A 15,797-nucleotide genomic window follows, 5' to 3' on the forward strand; every position below is an offset into this window, starting at 1 on the left:
GGGTGCTGAAGAATCCGCATGTTCAGGAAGTCCTTCATGGCGGCCGCCCTTTTGCTGGCTGCCGCCCACGCCGTCGCCGACGGTACTGCCACCTATTCCCTGCCGGCCCTGCGCGATGCCGCGCGGGCGGCTCATCCTTCCCTTGCCGCGGCGCGGGCGGCCGTCGAGGCCGGGCGGGCGCAGGTGACCAGTGCCGGCGCCTATCCCAACCCCGAGGTGGAGTTTCTCGCTGGACGCACCCGTGCCCGCACGCCCGGCGCCACCACCGGCGCGGTGCAGAGCCTCGAAATCACCCAGCGTGTCGACAACCCCTGGCAGCGGGACGCCCGCATCGACGCCGCCGGTTTCGCGCTGAATGCCCGTGAGGCCGAGCAGCGCAGCTTCGAGAACGATCTGCTGGCCCGCCTCGACCAGCGCTTCTACGAATTGTTGCGCCGCGAAGCGGAACTGCGTGCGGCCAAGGAGGATCTGGGCCTCGCCGAGCAGATCCGCGCCCGTGTGGCGGTGCGGGTACAGACCGGCGAATCGCCGCGGTATGAATTGATCAAGGCCGACACCGAACTGCTCAACGCGCAGAAGTCGGCCGAAGGCGCCGCGCTGCGGGTGTCCCAGGCGCGGGCGGGCTTGCGTGCGCTGGTCAGCCCGGCGCTGCCGGCTGAGTTCGCGGTGGACGGTTCGCTGGCGACCAGCCCGGTGGTGCCCTCCCTCGACAAGCTGCGTGCCGAGGTGCTGGCCCGCAATCCGGAGCTGGCGCGCAGCCAGGCCGAGGTGAAGCGTGCCGAGCGCCAGCTGGAGCTGGAGCGTCTGCGCCGCCATCCCGAGCTGGCCGTCAAGGTGACCGAGGAGCGGGACAGCGAGCTTCGTGACAGCCGCGTCGGCGTGATCCTCAGCGTGCCGCTGTGGGACCGCCGCCAAGGGCCGGTGGCCGAGGCCGGTGCGTTGCTGAGCAAGAGCCGCAGCGAGCAGGCCGGCCAGGAACTGGCGCTGACCCAGGCGCTGGAAGGTGCCTATCGCCAGTACGAGATCGCCCGCACCCAGGTGAATGCCCTCGAGAACGGGATCATCCGCGAGGCAGAGGCCGCGCTGAAGGTGGCCGAAGCCGCCTACCGCTTCGGCGAGCGCGGCATCCTCGACTACCTGGATGCCCAGCGGGTCTTCCGTGCCGCCCGCAATGAACTCATCGCCGCCCGCTACGAACTGCAGCTGGCCGTCATCGAAATCGAGCGCCTGCGCGCCGCTCAATGATCCGGATCGCTCCCATGAAGCTTCGCAAAACTACCTTGGTCACCCTGCTGGCCGCCCTCATGATTTCCGCGTGCAGCAAGGATGCTGCACAGACCACCGACAAACCCGCGGCCGACGCCAACGGCACGGCCGCCATCGCCGAAGGCGGTGTGGTCAATGCCAAGGCGGCGCCGGCCGATCCGGCACTGGTCACCGTGCCGCCCGGGTTCGGCGCCGAACTGAAGGTGACGCCGGCCGGGCAGAGCGCCGTTGCCGACACCCTGCGGGTGGCCGGCAAGGTGGATTTCGATTCTCAGCGAGTGACGCGCATCGGCGCGACGGTGACCGGCCGCGTCATCGACATCCAGGCCCAGCTGGGCCAGGCGGTGAAGGTCGGCGATACGCTGGCGACGATCAACAGTACCGAGCTGAGCGCGGCCCAGCTCACCTATCTGAAAGCCCGCGCCCAGGCCGACCTGCAGGCCCGCAGCGTGGAACGGGCGCGTCAGCTGTTCGCCGCCGACGTGATCGGCAAGGCTGAGCTGCAGCGCCGCGAGAGCGAGCTGGCCATCGCCTCCGCCGAACAGCGCGGTGCGGCCGACCAGTTGCGCGTGCTCGGCATGTCGTCGGGGGCCATCAACCGGCTGGGCAGTTCCGGCAGCATCAATTCGGTGATCTCGGTGGCGTTGACGATGGCTGGTGTCGTGGTCGAGCGGCCGGTGGCTCAGGGCCAGGTGGTGCAGCCGGCCGATGCGTTGTTCGTGGTGGCCGACCTGTCCCGCGTGTGGGTCACCGCCGAGGTGCCCGAGCAACAGGCGGCACTGGTCAAGGCCGGCCAGTCGGTGGATATCGAGGTGCCGGCCCTCGGCTCGCGCCTGACCGGCAAGCTGATCTACGTGGCCGACACGGTCAATCCGGAGACCCGCACGATCTCCGTGCGCAGCGTGGTGGATAACGCCGCGCGCCAGCTCAAGCCGGCGATGCTGGCGACGATGCTGATCCAGGCCGCGCCGGTGGAGCGGGTGGTGGTGCCGTCCCAGGCGGTGGTGCGCGATGGCGATGCGGACAACGTCTTCGTTGAGACGGGGCCGCAGCAGTTCCGCCTGACCGCGGTGCGCCTCGGCCCCGACATGGACGGCCGCCGCGCGGTGCTGTCGGGCCTCAAGGCCGACCAGCGGATTCTCGTGTCGGGGGCTTTCCACCTGAACAACGAGCGCAAGCGCAAAGAGCTGGAATAAGGACGGACCATGATCGAATCCCTAGTCCGTGCCGCGCTCCGCCAGCGCTTGGTGGTCGTGGTGGTGGCCGTGGTGCTGCTCGCCTTCGGCCTCAACGCGGCGCGCAAGCTGTCGGTGGATGCCTTCCCCGACGTGACCAATGTGCAGGTGCAGATCGCCACCGAAGCCAAGGGGCGTTCCCCCGAGGAGGTGGAGCGCTTCGTCACCGTGCCGCTGGAAATCTCCATGACCGGCCTGCCCGGTCTGGAGGAAATGCGTTCACTCAACAAGCCCGGCCTGTCGCTGATCACCTTGGTATTCACCGACGCGACCGATGTGTACTTTGCCCGCCAACTGGTGATGGAACGCCTGCTCGAAGTGGGCAGCCGGATGCCGGAAGGCGTGGTGCCGGTGCTCGGCCCGGTGTCCACCGGCCTCGGCGAGGTGTACCAGTACACACTCGACCGTCCGGATGACGGCAACCGGGAGCTGACCGAGAAGGAGCTGACCGAGAGGCGCATCGCCCAGGACTGGGTGGTGCGCCCGTTGCTGCGCTCGATTCCGGGCGTGGCGGAGATCAATTCCCAGGGTGGTTTCGCACGCCAGTATCAGGTGCTGGTGAACCCCGACCGCCTGCGCCATTACAAGATCACCGTGCGCGACGTGTATGAGGCGGTGGCCCGCAACAACGCCAATTCCGGCGGCGGCATCCTGCCCCAGTACGCGGAGCAGTACCTGATCCGCGGCGTCGGCCTGGTGAAGAGCCTGTCCGATATCGGCGCCATCGTGCTGAAGGAGGTCGGCGGCACGCCGGTGTATGTGCGCGACGTGGCGGAGGTGACCTTCGGCCACGAGGTGCGCCAGGGCGCGGTGGTGAAGAACGGCGTCACCGAGTCGGTGGGCGGCATCGTGATGATGCTGCGCGGCGGCAACGCCAAGGAGGTGGTCAGCCGCATCAAGGCCCGCGTGGCGGAGATCAACGAGAAGGGCATGCTGCCCGACGGGCTGCAGATCGTGCCCTACTACGACCGCTCGGAGCTGGTGGATGCGGCGCTGCAAACCGTCATCAAGGTGCTGCTGGAGGGCATCGCGCTGGTGGTGGTGGTGCTGTTCCTGTTCCTCGGTGACGTGCGCTCGAGCCTGATCGTGGTGGCGACGCTGGTGCTGACGCCACTGCTGACCTTCCTGGCGATGAACCACTACGGCATCTCGGCCAACCTGATGTCTCTCGGTGGTCTGGCGATCGCCATCGGCCTGATGGTGGACGGTTCGGTGGTGGTGGTGGAAAACGCCTTCGCACGCCTCGGCCACGCCACCGACAGGGGCGAGAGCAAGGTGCGCATCATCTTCGACGCGGTGCGCGAGGTATCCACGCCGGTGATCTTCGGGGTCAGCATCATCATCCTGGTGTTCCTGCCGCTGATGACCCTGCAGGGCATGGAAGGCAAGATGTTTGCGCCGCTGGCCTACACCATCGCCATCGCGCTGGCGGTGTCCCTGTTCCTGTCCCTGACCCTCACGCCGGTGCTGTCGTCCTACCTGCTGAAGGGCGGCGCCGAGCACGACACCTGGTTGATCGCCAAGATCAAGGCGCCCTACCTGAAGCTGCTGTACTGGGCGGTGGCCAACAGCCGCAAGACGGTCACCGGCGGGGTGATCCTGCTGGTCGTTACGCTGGGCATGTTCCCCTTCCTCGGCACCGCCTTCATCCCCGAGATGAAGGAAGGGTCGGTGGTGCCGGGCATCAATCGGGTGCCGAACATCTCGCTGGATGAGTCCATCAAGATGGAAATGGAGGCGATGCGCCTGGTGATGCAGGTGCCGGGCGTCAAGTCGGCGATCTCCGGCGTCGGCCGCGGCGAGTCGCCGGCCGACCCGCAGGGCCAGAACGAGTCGACCCCCATCGTCAGCCTCAAGCCCCGCGACGAGTGGCCGGCCGGATGGACCCAGGACGACATCGCCGCGGCGATGCGCGAGAAGCTGAAGGCCCTGCCGGGCGTGCAGGTGGTGATGGCCCAGCCGATCTCCGACCGGGTGGACGAGATGGTCACCGGCGTGCGCTCCGACGTGGCGATCAAGGTCTTCGGCGACGACCTGGACGAGCTGAAGAAGAAGGCCGAGGAGATCGCCCGCGTGGCGGGCGGCATCGCCGGCTCCGAGGACATCCGCGTCGAGCGGGTCACCGGTCAGCAGTATCTGTCCATCGAGATCGACCGCCAGGCCATCGCCCGCCACGGTCTCAACGTGTCGGACGTGAACGACACCATCGAGGCGGCTGTCGGCGGCAAGCAGGCGACCGAGGTGTACGAGGGCGAGCGGCGCTTCGCGTCGGTGGTGCGCCTGCCCGAGAGCTTCCGCGACAACGTGGAGAAGATCGGCGACATCCTGATCAGCACGCCGGGCGGCGCCCAGGTGGCGCTGGAGAACCTGGCGACGATCCGCGTCGCCGACGGTCCGGCGCAGATCTCCCGCGAGCTCGCCAAGCGCCGCATCGTGGTCGGCGTGAACGTGAAGGACCGGGATCTGGGCGGCTTCGTCGCGGAGCTGCAGAAGGCGGTGGATGCCAAGGTCAAGCTGAAGGAAGGCTATTACCTGGAGTGGGGCGGCCAGTTCCAGAACCTGGAGCGCGCCATGGGCCACCTGACGATCATCATTCCGGTGACCGTCGGGGCGATCTTCTTCCTGCTGTTCCTGCTGTTCGGCTCCCTCAAGCTGGCCAGCCTGATCATCCTGGTGCTGCCCTTTGCCAGCGTCGGTGGGGTGATCGGACTCCTGGTGACCGGCGAATACCTGTCGGTGCCGGCTTCAGTGGGTTTCATTGCGCTGTGGGGCATCGCGGTGCTCAACGGGGTGGTGCTGGTGAGCTACATCCGCAGCCTGCGCACCGAGGGCGTGCCGCTGGCCGAGGCGGTCGTGAAGGGGGCGACCTTGCGCTTCCGGCCGGTGATGATGACCGCGACGGTGGCCCTGCTGGCGCTGGTGCCCTTCCTGTTCGCCACCGGGCCGGGCTCGGAAGTGCAGCGTCCGCTGGCCATCGTGGTGATCGGCGGGCTGATCACCTCGACGCTGCTGACCCTGGTGGTGCTGCCGACCCTTTACAGGTGGTTCGACGACACCCCCTACGAGGCCTGATCAAGATTTGAAAGGGCCGCCCTGAAGGGTGGCCCGCCGCAGTACGAAGGAGACATCATGAAAGAGATACGTGCCGTCATCCGGCCCCAGAAACTGCCCCGCCTGCGCGAGGTGCTGCGGGCCGTGCCGGGTTTCCCGGGGATGACCATCAGCAAGGCGGTGGGCTGCGGCGCCACCGTGCGTCACACGCCTGCCAACATCAAGGACGAGTTGACGGATTTCAGCGACAAGATGCGGGTCGAGATCATCGCGCCCGATGAGCTGGTGGAGGCGTTGGTCGAGCAGATCGTGCAGGTTGCCAGCACCGGTCAGACCGGCGACGGGTTGGTGTGGGTGGTGGATGTGCAGCGTGCGGTGTTCATCCGCAAGACCGTCGACGGCGCCCCGCAGGCCTGAAGCGCCGGGCGTTCAGAGATCAATGGCGACGGACAGCCAGATCATGCTGGAGGCTGGATTCACCGGCCGGTCGGGATGCAGGAACTGCTCCGAGCGGTCGGTGATCTCCTGGTGCGACGAGCCCAGGTTGATGCCGTTCAGGGCTACTTCCACCAGGCGGCCATCCATGCGGAAGTTGCGCGCGACGCGCAGGTCAAGGGTGGTGTAAGGCCGCGACACGTAATCGTAGCCCGGTACGTAGCCGTAGCCGCCGGCCAGCGGGCCCATGCGCAGCAGGCTGGCCGTGCTCTTCCAGCCGCTGCCGTAGTCCTGCAGCCAGGTCAGGCTGGCCGAATAGGGCGAGGTGCGCTCGGCGATGGAGCGATCATTGACCCGGCGATCGATCAGCGTGTGGCTGAACAGCACTTCACCGCCGGTCCAGGGCTTGGTGCGGAGCTGGTATTCGATGCCGCGCAGTTCGACCGGCATGTCCACATTGACGAACTGGGAGCTGGGCAGCGGTAGCGGCAGTGGGCCGACCGGGGAGGGCACCGTCTGGCGGACGACGAAATCGGTGATGCGTTCGTTGAAGATGCGCACGTCCAGTGTGGCGTCCAGGGCCGGGAAGCGGCCGAGGTAGCCCACTTCGACGGTATCTACGTACGGTGTGCGCAGATTGGGATTGGACACGTAGGGCCAGGACACCAGGATGCCCGATTTGGGATCGTAGGCCCGTACATCGCCATACAGGTCGAACAGGTTGCGCTGCTGCCAGGCCCGTGCGTAACCGGCCCGGAAGGTGTCGCGGGGGCTGGCCTGCCAGTTGAGGAAGGCACGCGGGATGAACTGGCTGGCCATCCCGCTGTTCTTCTCCAGCAGGCCGCCGAGGTTCAGTTGCCACTCGGGGGTCAGGTGCCAGTCGAGATTGGCGAACCCGCGGTACAGATCGAGGACCGGGGGTTTCCGGCCTGCGAACAGGAAGGATGCGTCCGTCGAATCGCGGCGCGCCTCGAGACCCCACACCATGCGGGCCTGGGAGGTCAGCGCGAAGCGATGCTGGATCTCCGCGTTGGTGCGATCGCTGTCGCGGCTGCGATTCAGCGGCACAGCCGGAAAGGCGGGGGGCGCCGAGGCCAGCCATTTTTCCGTGCCGGCTTCGTGGTTGCGGTACAGGCTGACGAGCCATTCCTCGTTCTCGTCGAGCGTCCGGCGCCAGGTCATATGGACTGTCGACGCCTCGGAGTCGCTATTCCGTTCTCCATTGTTGTCGAACAGCGAATCGGGATAGCCGAGTCCCCGCTGGGCGCGGCTGTAGCCGGCCCGCAGCGTCAGCTCGTCGCGGGCATTCAGTCGATAGTCGCTGCGCAGGCTGAGGGTCTGGGTGTGGCGGGAGTCGTTGAGGGCGCTGAAGCCATTGTCCCGTGTCTGTGCCGCGGACATGCGGACGCCCAGCCCGTCGCTACCGCCCGTCCAGCTCGCGTACAGATCGGCGATGCCATGCTGACCGACATTGACCTGGCCGGATGCGCCGTGGTCCTGGTGGCTGTGGCGGGTGATGATGTTGATGACGCCCAGGAAGGCGTTGGCGCCATAGGCATTGGAGTTGGTGCCGCGGACGACCTCGATGCGCTCGATTTCCTGGATGGTGAGCGGCAGCGCGGACCAGTCGACGCCGCCGAAAGAACTCGGCGCATACACCGAGCGGCCGTCGATGAGGACCTGGATCTCGGTCGGGTAGTCACTGCCGAGGCCGTGGTAGGTTACCCATTGGGAATGGCCGCGCTCCTGACCGACCTGCATGCCGGGAACGAGACGCAGCAGGCGGGCGACATCCCGGTAGCCGGTGGCACGGATGAACTCGCGGTCGAGGATGGTCACCGCACCCGGTGCCTCGTTGAGGACCTGGGGCAGGCGGGATGCCGACAGGACGGTTGGCAACTCTTCGAAAAAAGGGGATTCCGCACTGTCAGCCCGGCTCTGTGCATGGGCATGGAGCGTGGGCAGACACAGTAAACCAGCCAGCGCAGCAGGTAGAGCCTGCCGAATAGTCAGCAAGGGCATTGAGCGATTTTTTATTGTGGTGGAAGTGGGGGTCTCCCTGACGTTCCACGTCGCCCCCATAATCTTCCAATTATATCGACCCCGCCCTTGTTGGGTTGTGAATCATGTCATCCGATGTAAATGAGTAATCACACCCGTTTGGTGGCTCATGCGGGCGGCCCCACACCGGCTGGTGTGGGGCCGCTTGTCGGGCTCAGGACAGACGCACGGCCACGAAGATCCGGCTGCCGCCGCGCTGGACCAGCAGCGCGAAGCGGTTGCCGGCCGCGTCGAGGAGCTTGCGGAACTGCTCCGCAGTGGTGATCGGCTGATTGTTGATCCCGAGGATCACGTCGCCGGCCTGTAGACCGGCCTTGGCAGCCGGGCCAGCGGCGTCTTCGATCAGCAGGCCGCCGGGTACGCCGAGGCGGGACGCTTCCTGGGTGGTCAGCGCGCGGCCGGTCAGGCCCAGCTTGCTGCTGGCCGCTTCGGACTTCCGCTCCGGGGTGGCGGCGAGGTTGCGTTCGGCGACCTGCTCGCCCAGGGTGACGTTGAGCTCGCGGGCCTTGCGGTCGCGCCAGATCGACAGGCGCACCACCGAGCCGGGTTTCAGCTCGCCGATGATGCGCGGCAGGTCGGCGGAGTTGTCCACCTTCTGGCCGTTGACGCCGAGGACCACGTCCCCCGCCTGCAGTCCGGCCTTATCCGCCGGCGAGCCCGCTTCGACGTTGGCGACCAGTGCGCCGGTCGGCTTGTCGAGACCGAAGTTTTGGGCCAGGTCGGCATCGAGGCCCTGGATGGCCACGCCGAGGCGGCCGCGGGACACCTTGCCGTACTTCTGCAACTGATCCTTGACCTTCAGCGCGACGTCGATGGGGATTGCGAAGGAGATGCCCATGAAGCCGCCGGAGCGGGAGTAGATCTGCGAGTTGATGCCGATCACTTCGCCGGCCAGGTTGAACAGCGGTCCGCCGGAATTGCCCGGGTTGATCGCCACGTCGGTCTGGATGAAAGGCACGTAGGTCTCGTCCGGCAGGCGACGGGCCTTGGCACTGATGATGCCGGCGGTCACGGTGTTTTCGAAGCCGAAGGGGGAGCCCATCGCGACGACCCACTCGCCGACCTTGCTGCGTTCGGCGTCGCCGGTCTTGACGTAGGGCAGGCCGTTGGCATTGATCTTCAGCAGCGCTACGTCGGTGCGCTTGTCGGAGCCGACCACCTTGGCCTTGAACTCGCGCTTGTCGGTCAGCCTGACGGTGACTTCGGTGGCGCCGTCCACCACGTGGGCGTTGGTCAGCACGTAGCCGTCTGCGCTGACGATGAAGCCCGAGCCGACGCCCTGCTGGATTTGCTCGGGTGCCGACCGGCCTCCGCGTCCGCCGCCGTTGCCCGGCGCGCCGGGCACGGGGATGCCGAAGCGGCGCAGAAGGTCGTAGAAGGGGTCATCCGCGAAGGGATCGTCGCCGGATGTCTCCCCGCCGCGGGCCACTTTCTGGGTCACGCTGATATTGACGACGGCCGGCCCCACCTGTTCGACCAGCCCGGAAAAGTCCGGCAGGCCGTAGCGGTTGGCCGCGGCGGCGGAAGGCGCGGCCGGAGCAACCGCCGGCGGCGTGCTGACGGCGTGGGACGGGGAAATGGCGCCGCCCTCCTGCAGGCAGCCCGACAGGGCCAGGACAATGGCGGAAAAGGCGAGGCTGGAACGAAGCACGGCAGTTTTCATGCGCAACTCCTGTAGTTTTTATCCGGATTTATGGACGCCGCGCCGCGGCGCCGCGTTCCCTGCTACAACAATCGCTTACAAAAGTGGGGTCGGTCGGACAGTCTGCAAGAGGGGCCGCGCTGCTGCTGGCCGGCATACGTCGGGGCTGCTTTTTGGCACGGGCGTTGTATAGTTAATCTCTATCACCATTGCGGGTGTGCCCCATGACATTGACCGATCTCCGCTATCTCGTTGCGCTGGCCCGCGAGCGTCATTTCGGGCATGCCGCCGAACGCTGCAATGTCAGCCAGCCGACCCTGTCGGTAGCGATCAAGAAGCTCGAGGAAGAGCTGGCCGTGACGCTCTTCGAGCGCAGCGCCGCCGATGTGAAGATCACCGACATCGGCGCCCGCATCGTCGCCCAGGCCGAAAAGGTGCTGCTCGAGGCGGGCCAGATCAAGGAACTCGCCACCGCCGGCCGCGATCCCCTGTCCGGTCCGTTGAAGGTCGGTGTGATCTACACCATCGGGCCTTACCTGTTGCCGCACCTGATCCCGCGTGTGCATGAGGCGGCACCGTCGATGCCGCTGCTGATCCAGGAAAACTACACCGCCCGGCTGGCCGAATCCCTCAAACGCGGCGACCTGGACGTGATCGTCGTAGCCCTGCCGTTCGAAGAGCCCGGCATCGTCACTCAGGCCGTCTATGACGAACCTTTCCGCGTGCTGATGCCGGCTGGCCATGCGTGGGAGAAGGAAGATGCGATCGCCGCCTCCAGTCTGGCCGAGGCGCCACTGCTGCTGCTCGGGGCCGGCAACTGCTTCCGCGACCAGGTGCTGGAGGTGTGCCCGATGTGCCGCAGCGGTGAAGGCCTGCAGCGTACGCTGGAGGGTAGTTCGCTGGAAACCATCCGCCACATGGTGGCCACCGGTGCCGGCATCACCGTGCTGCCGAGCAGTGCGGCCGATCCGTTGCCGAACGGCAACGCGCTGCTCAGCGTGCGCCCCTTCGTGGCGCCGGAGCCCTTCCGCCGCGTCGCGCTGGCCTGGCGGGTGACCTACCCGCGCAGCGGCGCCATCGACGTGATCCGCTCGGCGATCCTGTCCAGCCCGTTGGCGGGCGTGCGGGCGGTCAGCCGCTGATTGCCCGGGCGGCACCGGCCTCGGTGACGATCCAGTCCATCGGCTGGTCGTGGGGCTGGGGGAAGGTGTCGTCTACCCGTGCCAATTCGAAGGCCACGCCGACGCACGGCGGCGCCGGTTGCAGGGCCGCCAGTGTGCGGTCGAAATAGCCGCCGCCGTAGCCGAGCCGGTAACCGGCGGCGTCGAAGACGTTGAGGGGTACCAGGATCAGCTCCGGCTGCAGGATTTCCGTGCCGGCGGGAATCGGGATGCCGTGGTGATCCGTTTCCATCGGCACGTCCGGATGCCAGTGCAGGAAGACCATCGGTGCGCCCGGTGTCCGGACCACCGGCAGCGCCATTTGCCGTGCCGGGTCGACGGCCAGCCAGCGCTGCGCCCAGGGCACCAGATCCACCTCGCCGCGCCACGGCCAGCAGAAAGCCACCGTCTTCGGCGCAAGTTCGTCCAGCAGGCGGTCCAGATGATCCTCGATCCGGCGTGTGAAGGCCGCGCGTTCGGCCGCAGGGAGTCGTTCCCGTGCGGCAATGCGGGTTTTTCTTAAATTTTGTCGCAGCGCGGCAACGGCGGCGTCGGGATCCACGCTTGGGCGGAGGAGGGGAGGGGTCACTGTGCTATTCTCCGATGGCATCGATGCAGGACGTAAAAGCAATGAAGAATAGCGTGTGGGCCGTGCTGGCGGCAGTGTTGTGGATGGCCTTGCCGGCCGGTGGCGATCCCGGTGACGAGAGGATACTGCTCGCCAAGGATGCTGCGCGCAGCGGCGACCGTAACCGTCTCGTCCAGCTTGCGCCTCCCACGGGGCACGTCCTCGATCCCTATCCCGAATACTGGGCTCTGTCCAACCAGGTCGCCCGGCCCGCCGACGTGGATGCGGCGCGCATCCAGGATTTCCTGCAGCGCTATTCCGGCAGCTGGCTGGCCGAGAAGCTGCGCGGCGAATGGCTGCGCAACCTCGGCAGGCGCGGCGACTGGGTCCAGCTGGCCGGCGAGTTCCCGAACCTGGAGCAGCCGGAGCAGGACCTGAAGTGCTACCAGTTCCAGGCTCGCCTGCAGAATGGTGACCGGACGGCGCTGGAAGACGCCCGCCCGCTGTGGTTCGTGCTGGTGGATACGCCCGACAGCTGCGTGCCGGTGCTGCAGGCCTTGGTCCGCGAAGCCCTGGTCAGCCCGGACGACATGTGGTTCCGCATCCGCCGCCTGATGGAGGTCAAGCGCCTCGCCGGCGCCCGCGCGGTGGCGAGCTGGTTGCCGGCGGACCAGCAGCCCGCCCCGTCCGACCTCGACAAGGCCAGCACCAATCCGGCGACCTACTTCGACCGCCTGCCGATCAATTTCTCGGCGTCCCGCCAGGGGCGCGAGCTGGCGCTGATTGCTCTGGCCCGCATTGCCCGTGACGATCCGCCGGCCGCCTATGTGCGCTATGCGCGCATCGACGAGCGTCTGTCGAGCACCGACCGCGCCTATGCGCTCGGGCAGATCGGCTGGCAGGCGGCGGCGCGCCTGTTGCCGGATGCGAACGCCTGGTTCAAGGCCGCCGGCGATACCCCGATGTCCGACGAGCAAGCTGCCTGGCGCGTGCGTGCGGCGCTGCGCGCGGCGGACTGGCGCGCGGTGCGCAGCGCCGTCGAGGCCATGCCGCCGGGGCTGCGCGAGCAGCCGGACTGGAGCTACTGGCTCGGCCGCGCCCAGCAGGCTCTCGGCAATCGGGAGGCCGCCCGCAAGGAGTTCGCGCGCATCGCCGGCCATCCGACCTTCTACAGCATCCTGGCCGGCGAAGAGCTCGGCCAGACCTTCACGCTGCCGGCCAAGGCGCGCGCCACCAGCGCCGACGAGGCCGAACTGGCGCGCCAGACGCCGGGCCTGCAGCGGGCCATCGCGCTGTTCCGCCTGGATCTGCGCACTGAAGGCACCCGTGAGTGGAATTGGACGCTGCGCAACAAGGATGACCGCTTCCTGCTCGCCGCGGCCCAATTGGCCCAGCAGCTCGGCATCTACGACCGGGCCATCAACGCCGCCGACCGCACCCGCAACGAGCACGACTACAGCCTGCGCTACCTGGCGCCTTTCCGCGACCGCATCGAGCCCAACGCGAAGAGCCGCGACCTGGACACCGGCTGGGTCTATGGCCTGATGCGCCAGGAAAGCCGCTTCGTCACCGCCGCCCGCTCCGGTGTCGGTGCCCAGGGGCTGATGCAGATCATGCCGGCCACCGGCCAGTGGGTCGCCGGCAAGCTCGGCATGAAGGGCTTCAACGTCGGCTGGCTGCAGGATCCGGACACCAACGTGATGCTCGGCACCACCTACATGCGCATGGTGCTGGCCGGCCTCGACAACCATCCGGTGCTGGCGTCCGCCGCCTACAACGCCGGCCCGGGGCGGGCGAAGAAGTGGAAGGACAGCAAGCCCCTCGAAGGCGCGGTGTATGCCGAGACCATCCCCTTCAACGAAACCCGCGACTACGTGAAGAAGGTGATGGCCAACAGCATCATCTACTCCGCGCTGCTCGACGGGCGGGCGCCGTCCCTGAAGGGGCGCCTGGGTACCATCTCGGCCAGCGACGGCACTGGCGGCAGCGACCTGGGCAGCCCCGCGCCGGGTGCCGGGCTGGAATGAGCGCCGCGGCGGGAATTCTTTGGCAGCGTAGTGATCTGTAGAGCAGTTGCATCGCTCGGGAAGCGTCGCCATGTCCATCCGTACAGTTCTTCTTATCGGTGGTAGCGGTTTTGTCGGTACTGCCGTCGCCGCCCGCCTGGCCGCGGCCGGCAAGACACTGCTGATTCCCACGCGCCACCGCGAACGGGTGCGCCACCTGCTGGCCCTGCCGACCGCGGACGTGGTCGAGGCGGATGTGGGCGATCCGGCCGAGTTGGCGGTGCTGATGACCGGCGTCGACGCGGTGGTGAATCTCGTCGGCGTGTTGCACTCCCGCTCCGGCCATCCCTACGGGCCGGATTTCGCCCATGCCCACGTGGCCCTTCCCAAGGGCATCGTCACCGCCGCCCGCGAGGCCGGCGTACGGCGCATCGTGCATATCAGCGCCCTTGGCGCGGCGGCGGACGGGCCGTCCGAATACCTGCGTTCGAAGGCCGACGGTGAGGCGGCGATCCGCGCCGCGGCGCCCGGCATCGGCTGGACCATCCTGCGCCCGTCGGTGATCTTCGGGCCCGGCGACAGTTTCCTGAACCTCTTTGCCGGCCTGCTCCAGTGTTTCCCGGTACTGCCTCTCGGCGGCGCGAAGGCGCGCTTTCAGCCGGTTTATGTGGGTGATGTGGCGGAGGTGGTGGCCGAGGCCCTCGAACGGCCCGATGCAGTCGGCCAGACCTTCGAACTGACGGGGCCGCGGCCGTACAGCCTGCAGGCGCTCGTCGAATACGTCGGCCGCATCACCGGCCACCCGCGTCCGGTGATTCCGCTGCCGGAAGGCCTGGCCATGCTGCAGGCGGCGCTGCTCGAATGCCTGCCCGGGCCGCTGATGAGCCGCGACAACGTGCGCTCGATGCGCGTGCCCAACGTCGCCAGCGGTGCGCCGCAGCCGTGGGGGCGCCATCCGACGGCACTTGAGGCAGTGGCGCCGTGTTACCTGGGATCCCTCAACAAGCGCGGCCGCTACACCGCCTTCCAGCTCCATCGCCCATGAAAATCTATTGTGTCGGCGGCGCCATCCGCGACGAACTGCTCGGCCTGCCGGTCAAGGACCGGGACTGGGTGGTCGTCGGCGCCACCCCCGAAACCCTGCTGGCCCAGGGCTATACGCCGGTCGGCAAGGACTTCCCGGTCTTCCTCCATCCCCGCAGCCACGAGGAGTACGCGCTGGCGCGCACCGAGCGCAAGACCGCGCCCGGCTACGCCGGCTTCGTCTTCCACACCGCAGCAGACGTCACGCTGGAAGAAGATCTGGCCCGCCGCGATCTGACCATCAACGCGATCGCGCGTGACGACGACGGTGTGCTGGTGGATCCCTACGGCGGGCGCCGTGACCTGGAAAGCCGGGTGTTCCGCCATGTCAGCCCGGCCTTTGCCGAGGACCCGGTGCGCATCCTGCGGCTGGCACGTTTCGCGGCCCGCTTCGCCGATTTCACGGTGGCGCCGGAAACCCTCGAACTCATGCGTGCGATGGTCGCCGCTGGCGAGGTGGATGCGCTGGTGCCGGAGCGGGTCTGGCAGGAGCTCGCCCGCGGCCTGATGGAGGCGCGGCCGGCGCGGATGATTCAGGTACTGCGCGATTGCGGTGCGCTGGCGCGGCTGCTGCCGGAGGTGGATCGCCTGTTCGGTGTGCCGCAGCCGCTGCAGTACCACCCGGAAGGCGACACCGGCGTTCATGTGCTGATGGTCCTCGACCGGGCCGCCGCCGACGGCCTGGCCCTGCCCGGACGGCTGGCCTGCCTGTTGCACGACCTGGGCAAGGGTGACACGCCGGCGGATGTGCTGCCTCACCATTACGGGCATGAGGCGGCCAGCGAGAGGCTGGCGCGGGACGTCTGCCAGCGCCTCAAATGCCCGGTCGACTGCCGCGACTTGGCGCTGATGATGGCCCGTGAGCACGGCATCGTGCACCAGGGCCAGGTCCTGCGCGCCGAGACCGTGGTCAAGCTCATCGAGCGCTGCGACGGCCTGCGCCGGCCCGAACGTTTCGTCGCGCTGCTCGACGCCTGCGCCTGCGACTACCGGGGGCGCAGCACTTATGAGGAGCGACCCTATCCCCAGCGCGAGCGCCTGCTTGTGGCGCTGGCCGCGGTGCGCGGCGTCGATGCGGGCGCCATTGCCCGCGGCGTGGCGGACAAGGCGCGTATCCCGGTCGAGGTCCATGCGGCACGGGTGGCGGCGGTGCGTCAGCTGGAAGGCCGCGGAGTGAGTGAGAGAGATGCCGTCGGAGACGCGGGCGAGGGGCGCAGCGTCTGTCCGGAGGAAACTCGTTAGCCATTCTACGCACGCCGTCGTCATTGCAACCTACAATGCGCGCACTTC

At 67.8% G+C, this 15,797-nt stretch carries 11 protein-coding genes; 8 read left to right on the forward strand and 3 right to left on the reverse strand.

The genetic code is table 11. From position 1 onward, the window contains the following. The first annotated feature begins 36 nt into the window (after positions 1–36). The 4 genes from AC1PQG_RS00210 to AC1PQG_RS00225 are packed head-to-tail and all read left to right on the forward strand — an operon-like array spanning position 37 to position 5,969. The gene (locus tag AC1PQG_RS00210; RefSeq protein ID WP_481120682.1) at positions 37–1,245 is read left to right on the forward strand and encodes a TolC family protein; all 1,209 of its coding nucleotides are present in this window, start codon (positions 37–39) and stop codon (positions 1,243–1,245) included. Between the two features lie 14 nt (positions 1,246–1,259). Continuing rightward, entirely contained in the window at positions 1,260–2,462 is a 1,203-nt protein-coding gene (locus AC1PQG_RS00215) for an efflux RND transporter periplasmic adaptor subunit (RefSeq protein ID WP_481120683.1), read from the forward strand. 9 nt (positions 2,463–2,471) lie between these two features. Beyond that, the gene (locus AC1PQG_RS00220) at positions 2,472–5,573 is read left to right on the forward strand and encodes an efflux RND transporter permease subunit (protein ID WP_481120684.1); all 3,102 of its coding nucleotides are present in this window, start codon (positions 2,472–2,474) and stop codon (positions 5,571–5,573) included. A gap of 57 nt (positions 5,574–5,630) precedes the next feature. Next, positions 5,631–5,969 carry a P-II family nitrogen regulator gene (locus tag AC1PQG_RS00225; protein WP_481120685.1) on the forward strand — a complete coding sequence of 113 codons (339 nt, stop codon included), beginning with the start codon at positions 5,631–5,633 and terminating at the stop codon, positions 5,967–5,969. Between the two features lie 12 nt (positions 5,970–5,981). Here AC1PQG_RS00225 and AC1PQG_RS00230 read toward each other — a convergent pair whose 3' ends face one another. Both AC1PQG_RS00230 and AC1PQG_RS00235 read right to left on the reverse strand, forming a co-directional pair. After that, positions 5,982–7,886, reverse strand: coding sequence for a TonB-dependent receptor plug domain-containing protein (locus tag AC1PQG_RS00230; RefSeq protein WP_481120686.1), 1,905 nt, complete (start codon positions 7,884–7,886; stop codon positions 5,982–5,984). A gap of 316 nt (positions 7,887–8,202) precedes the next feature. Then, positions 8,203–9,711 carry a DegQ family serine endoprotease gene (locus AC1PQG_RS00235; RefSeq protein WP_481120687.1) on the reverse strand — a complete coding sequence of 503 codons (1,509 nt, stop codon included), beginning with the start codon at positions 9,709–9,711 and terminating at the stop codon, positions 8,203–8,205. A gap of 203 nt (positions 9,712–9,914) precedes the next feature. Here AC1PQG_RS00235 and AC1PQG_RS00240 point away from each other — a divergent pair, with 203 nt between their 5' ends. Further along, positions 9,915–10,832: a hydrogen peroxide-inducible genes activator gene (locus AC1PQG_RS00240; protein WP_481120688.1), complete on the forward strand. Its 918-nt coding sequence runs from the start codon at positions 9,915–9,917 to the stop codon at positions 10,830–10,832. On the opposite strand, the gene AC1PQG_RS00245 is transcribed toward AC1PQG_RS00240, so the two are convergent. Continuing rightward, positions 10,822–11,439, reverse strand: coding sequence for a 5-formyltetrahydrofolate cyclo-ligase (locus tag AC1PQG_RS00245; RefSeq protein WP_481120689.1), 618 nt, complete (start codon positions 11,437–11,439; stop codon positions 10,822–10,824). The genes AC1PQG_RS00240 and AC1PQG_RS00245 overlap by 11 nt on opposite strands. Positions 11,440–11,480: 41 nt before the next feature. On the opposite strand from AC1PQG_RS00245, the gene AC1PQG_RS00250 reads away from it, so the two are divergent. From AC1PQG_RS00250 to AC1PQG_RS00260, 3 genes are all read left to right on the forward strand, one after another. Next, a complete protein-coding gene (locus AC1PQG_RS00250; protein WP_481120690.1) occupies positions 11,481–13,445 on the forward strand; it encodes a lytic transglycosylase domain-containing protein in 1,965 nt (654 codons plus the stop codon). Between the two features lie 70 nt (positions 13,446–13,515). Beyond that, complete coding sequence (locus AC1PQG_RS00255) at positions 13,516–14,469, forward strand: complex I NDUFA9 subunit family protein (protein WP_481120691.1); 954 nt, start codon at positions 13,516–13,518, stop codon at positions 14,467–14,469. Then, positions 14,466–15,749, forward strand: a complete 1,284-nt coding sequence (locus tag AC1PQG_RS00260; protein ID WP_481120692.1) for a multifunctional CCA addition/repair protein — start codon at positions 14,466–14,468, stop codon at positions 15,747–15,749. Before AC1PQG_RS00255 ends, AC1PQG_RS00260 begins: the two co-directional genes overlap by 4 nt. The last annotated feature ends 48 nt before the right edge of the window (positions 15,750–15,797 follow it).

Source organism: Zoogloea sp. GDB6 (assembly GCF_056724105.1).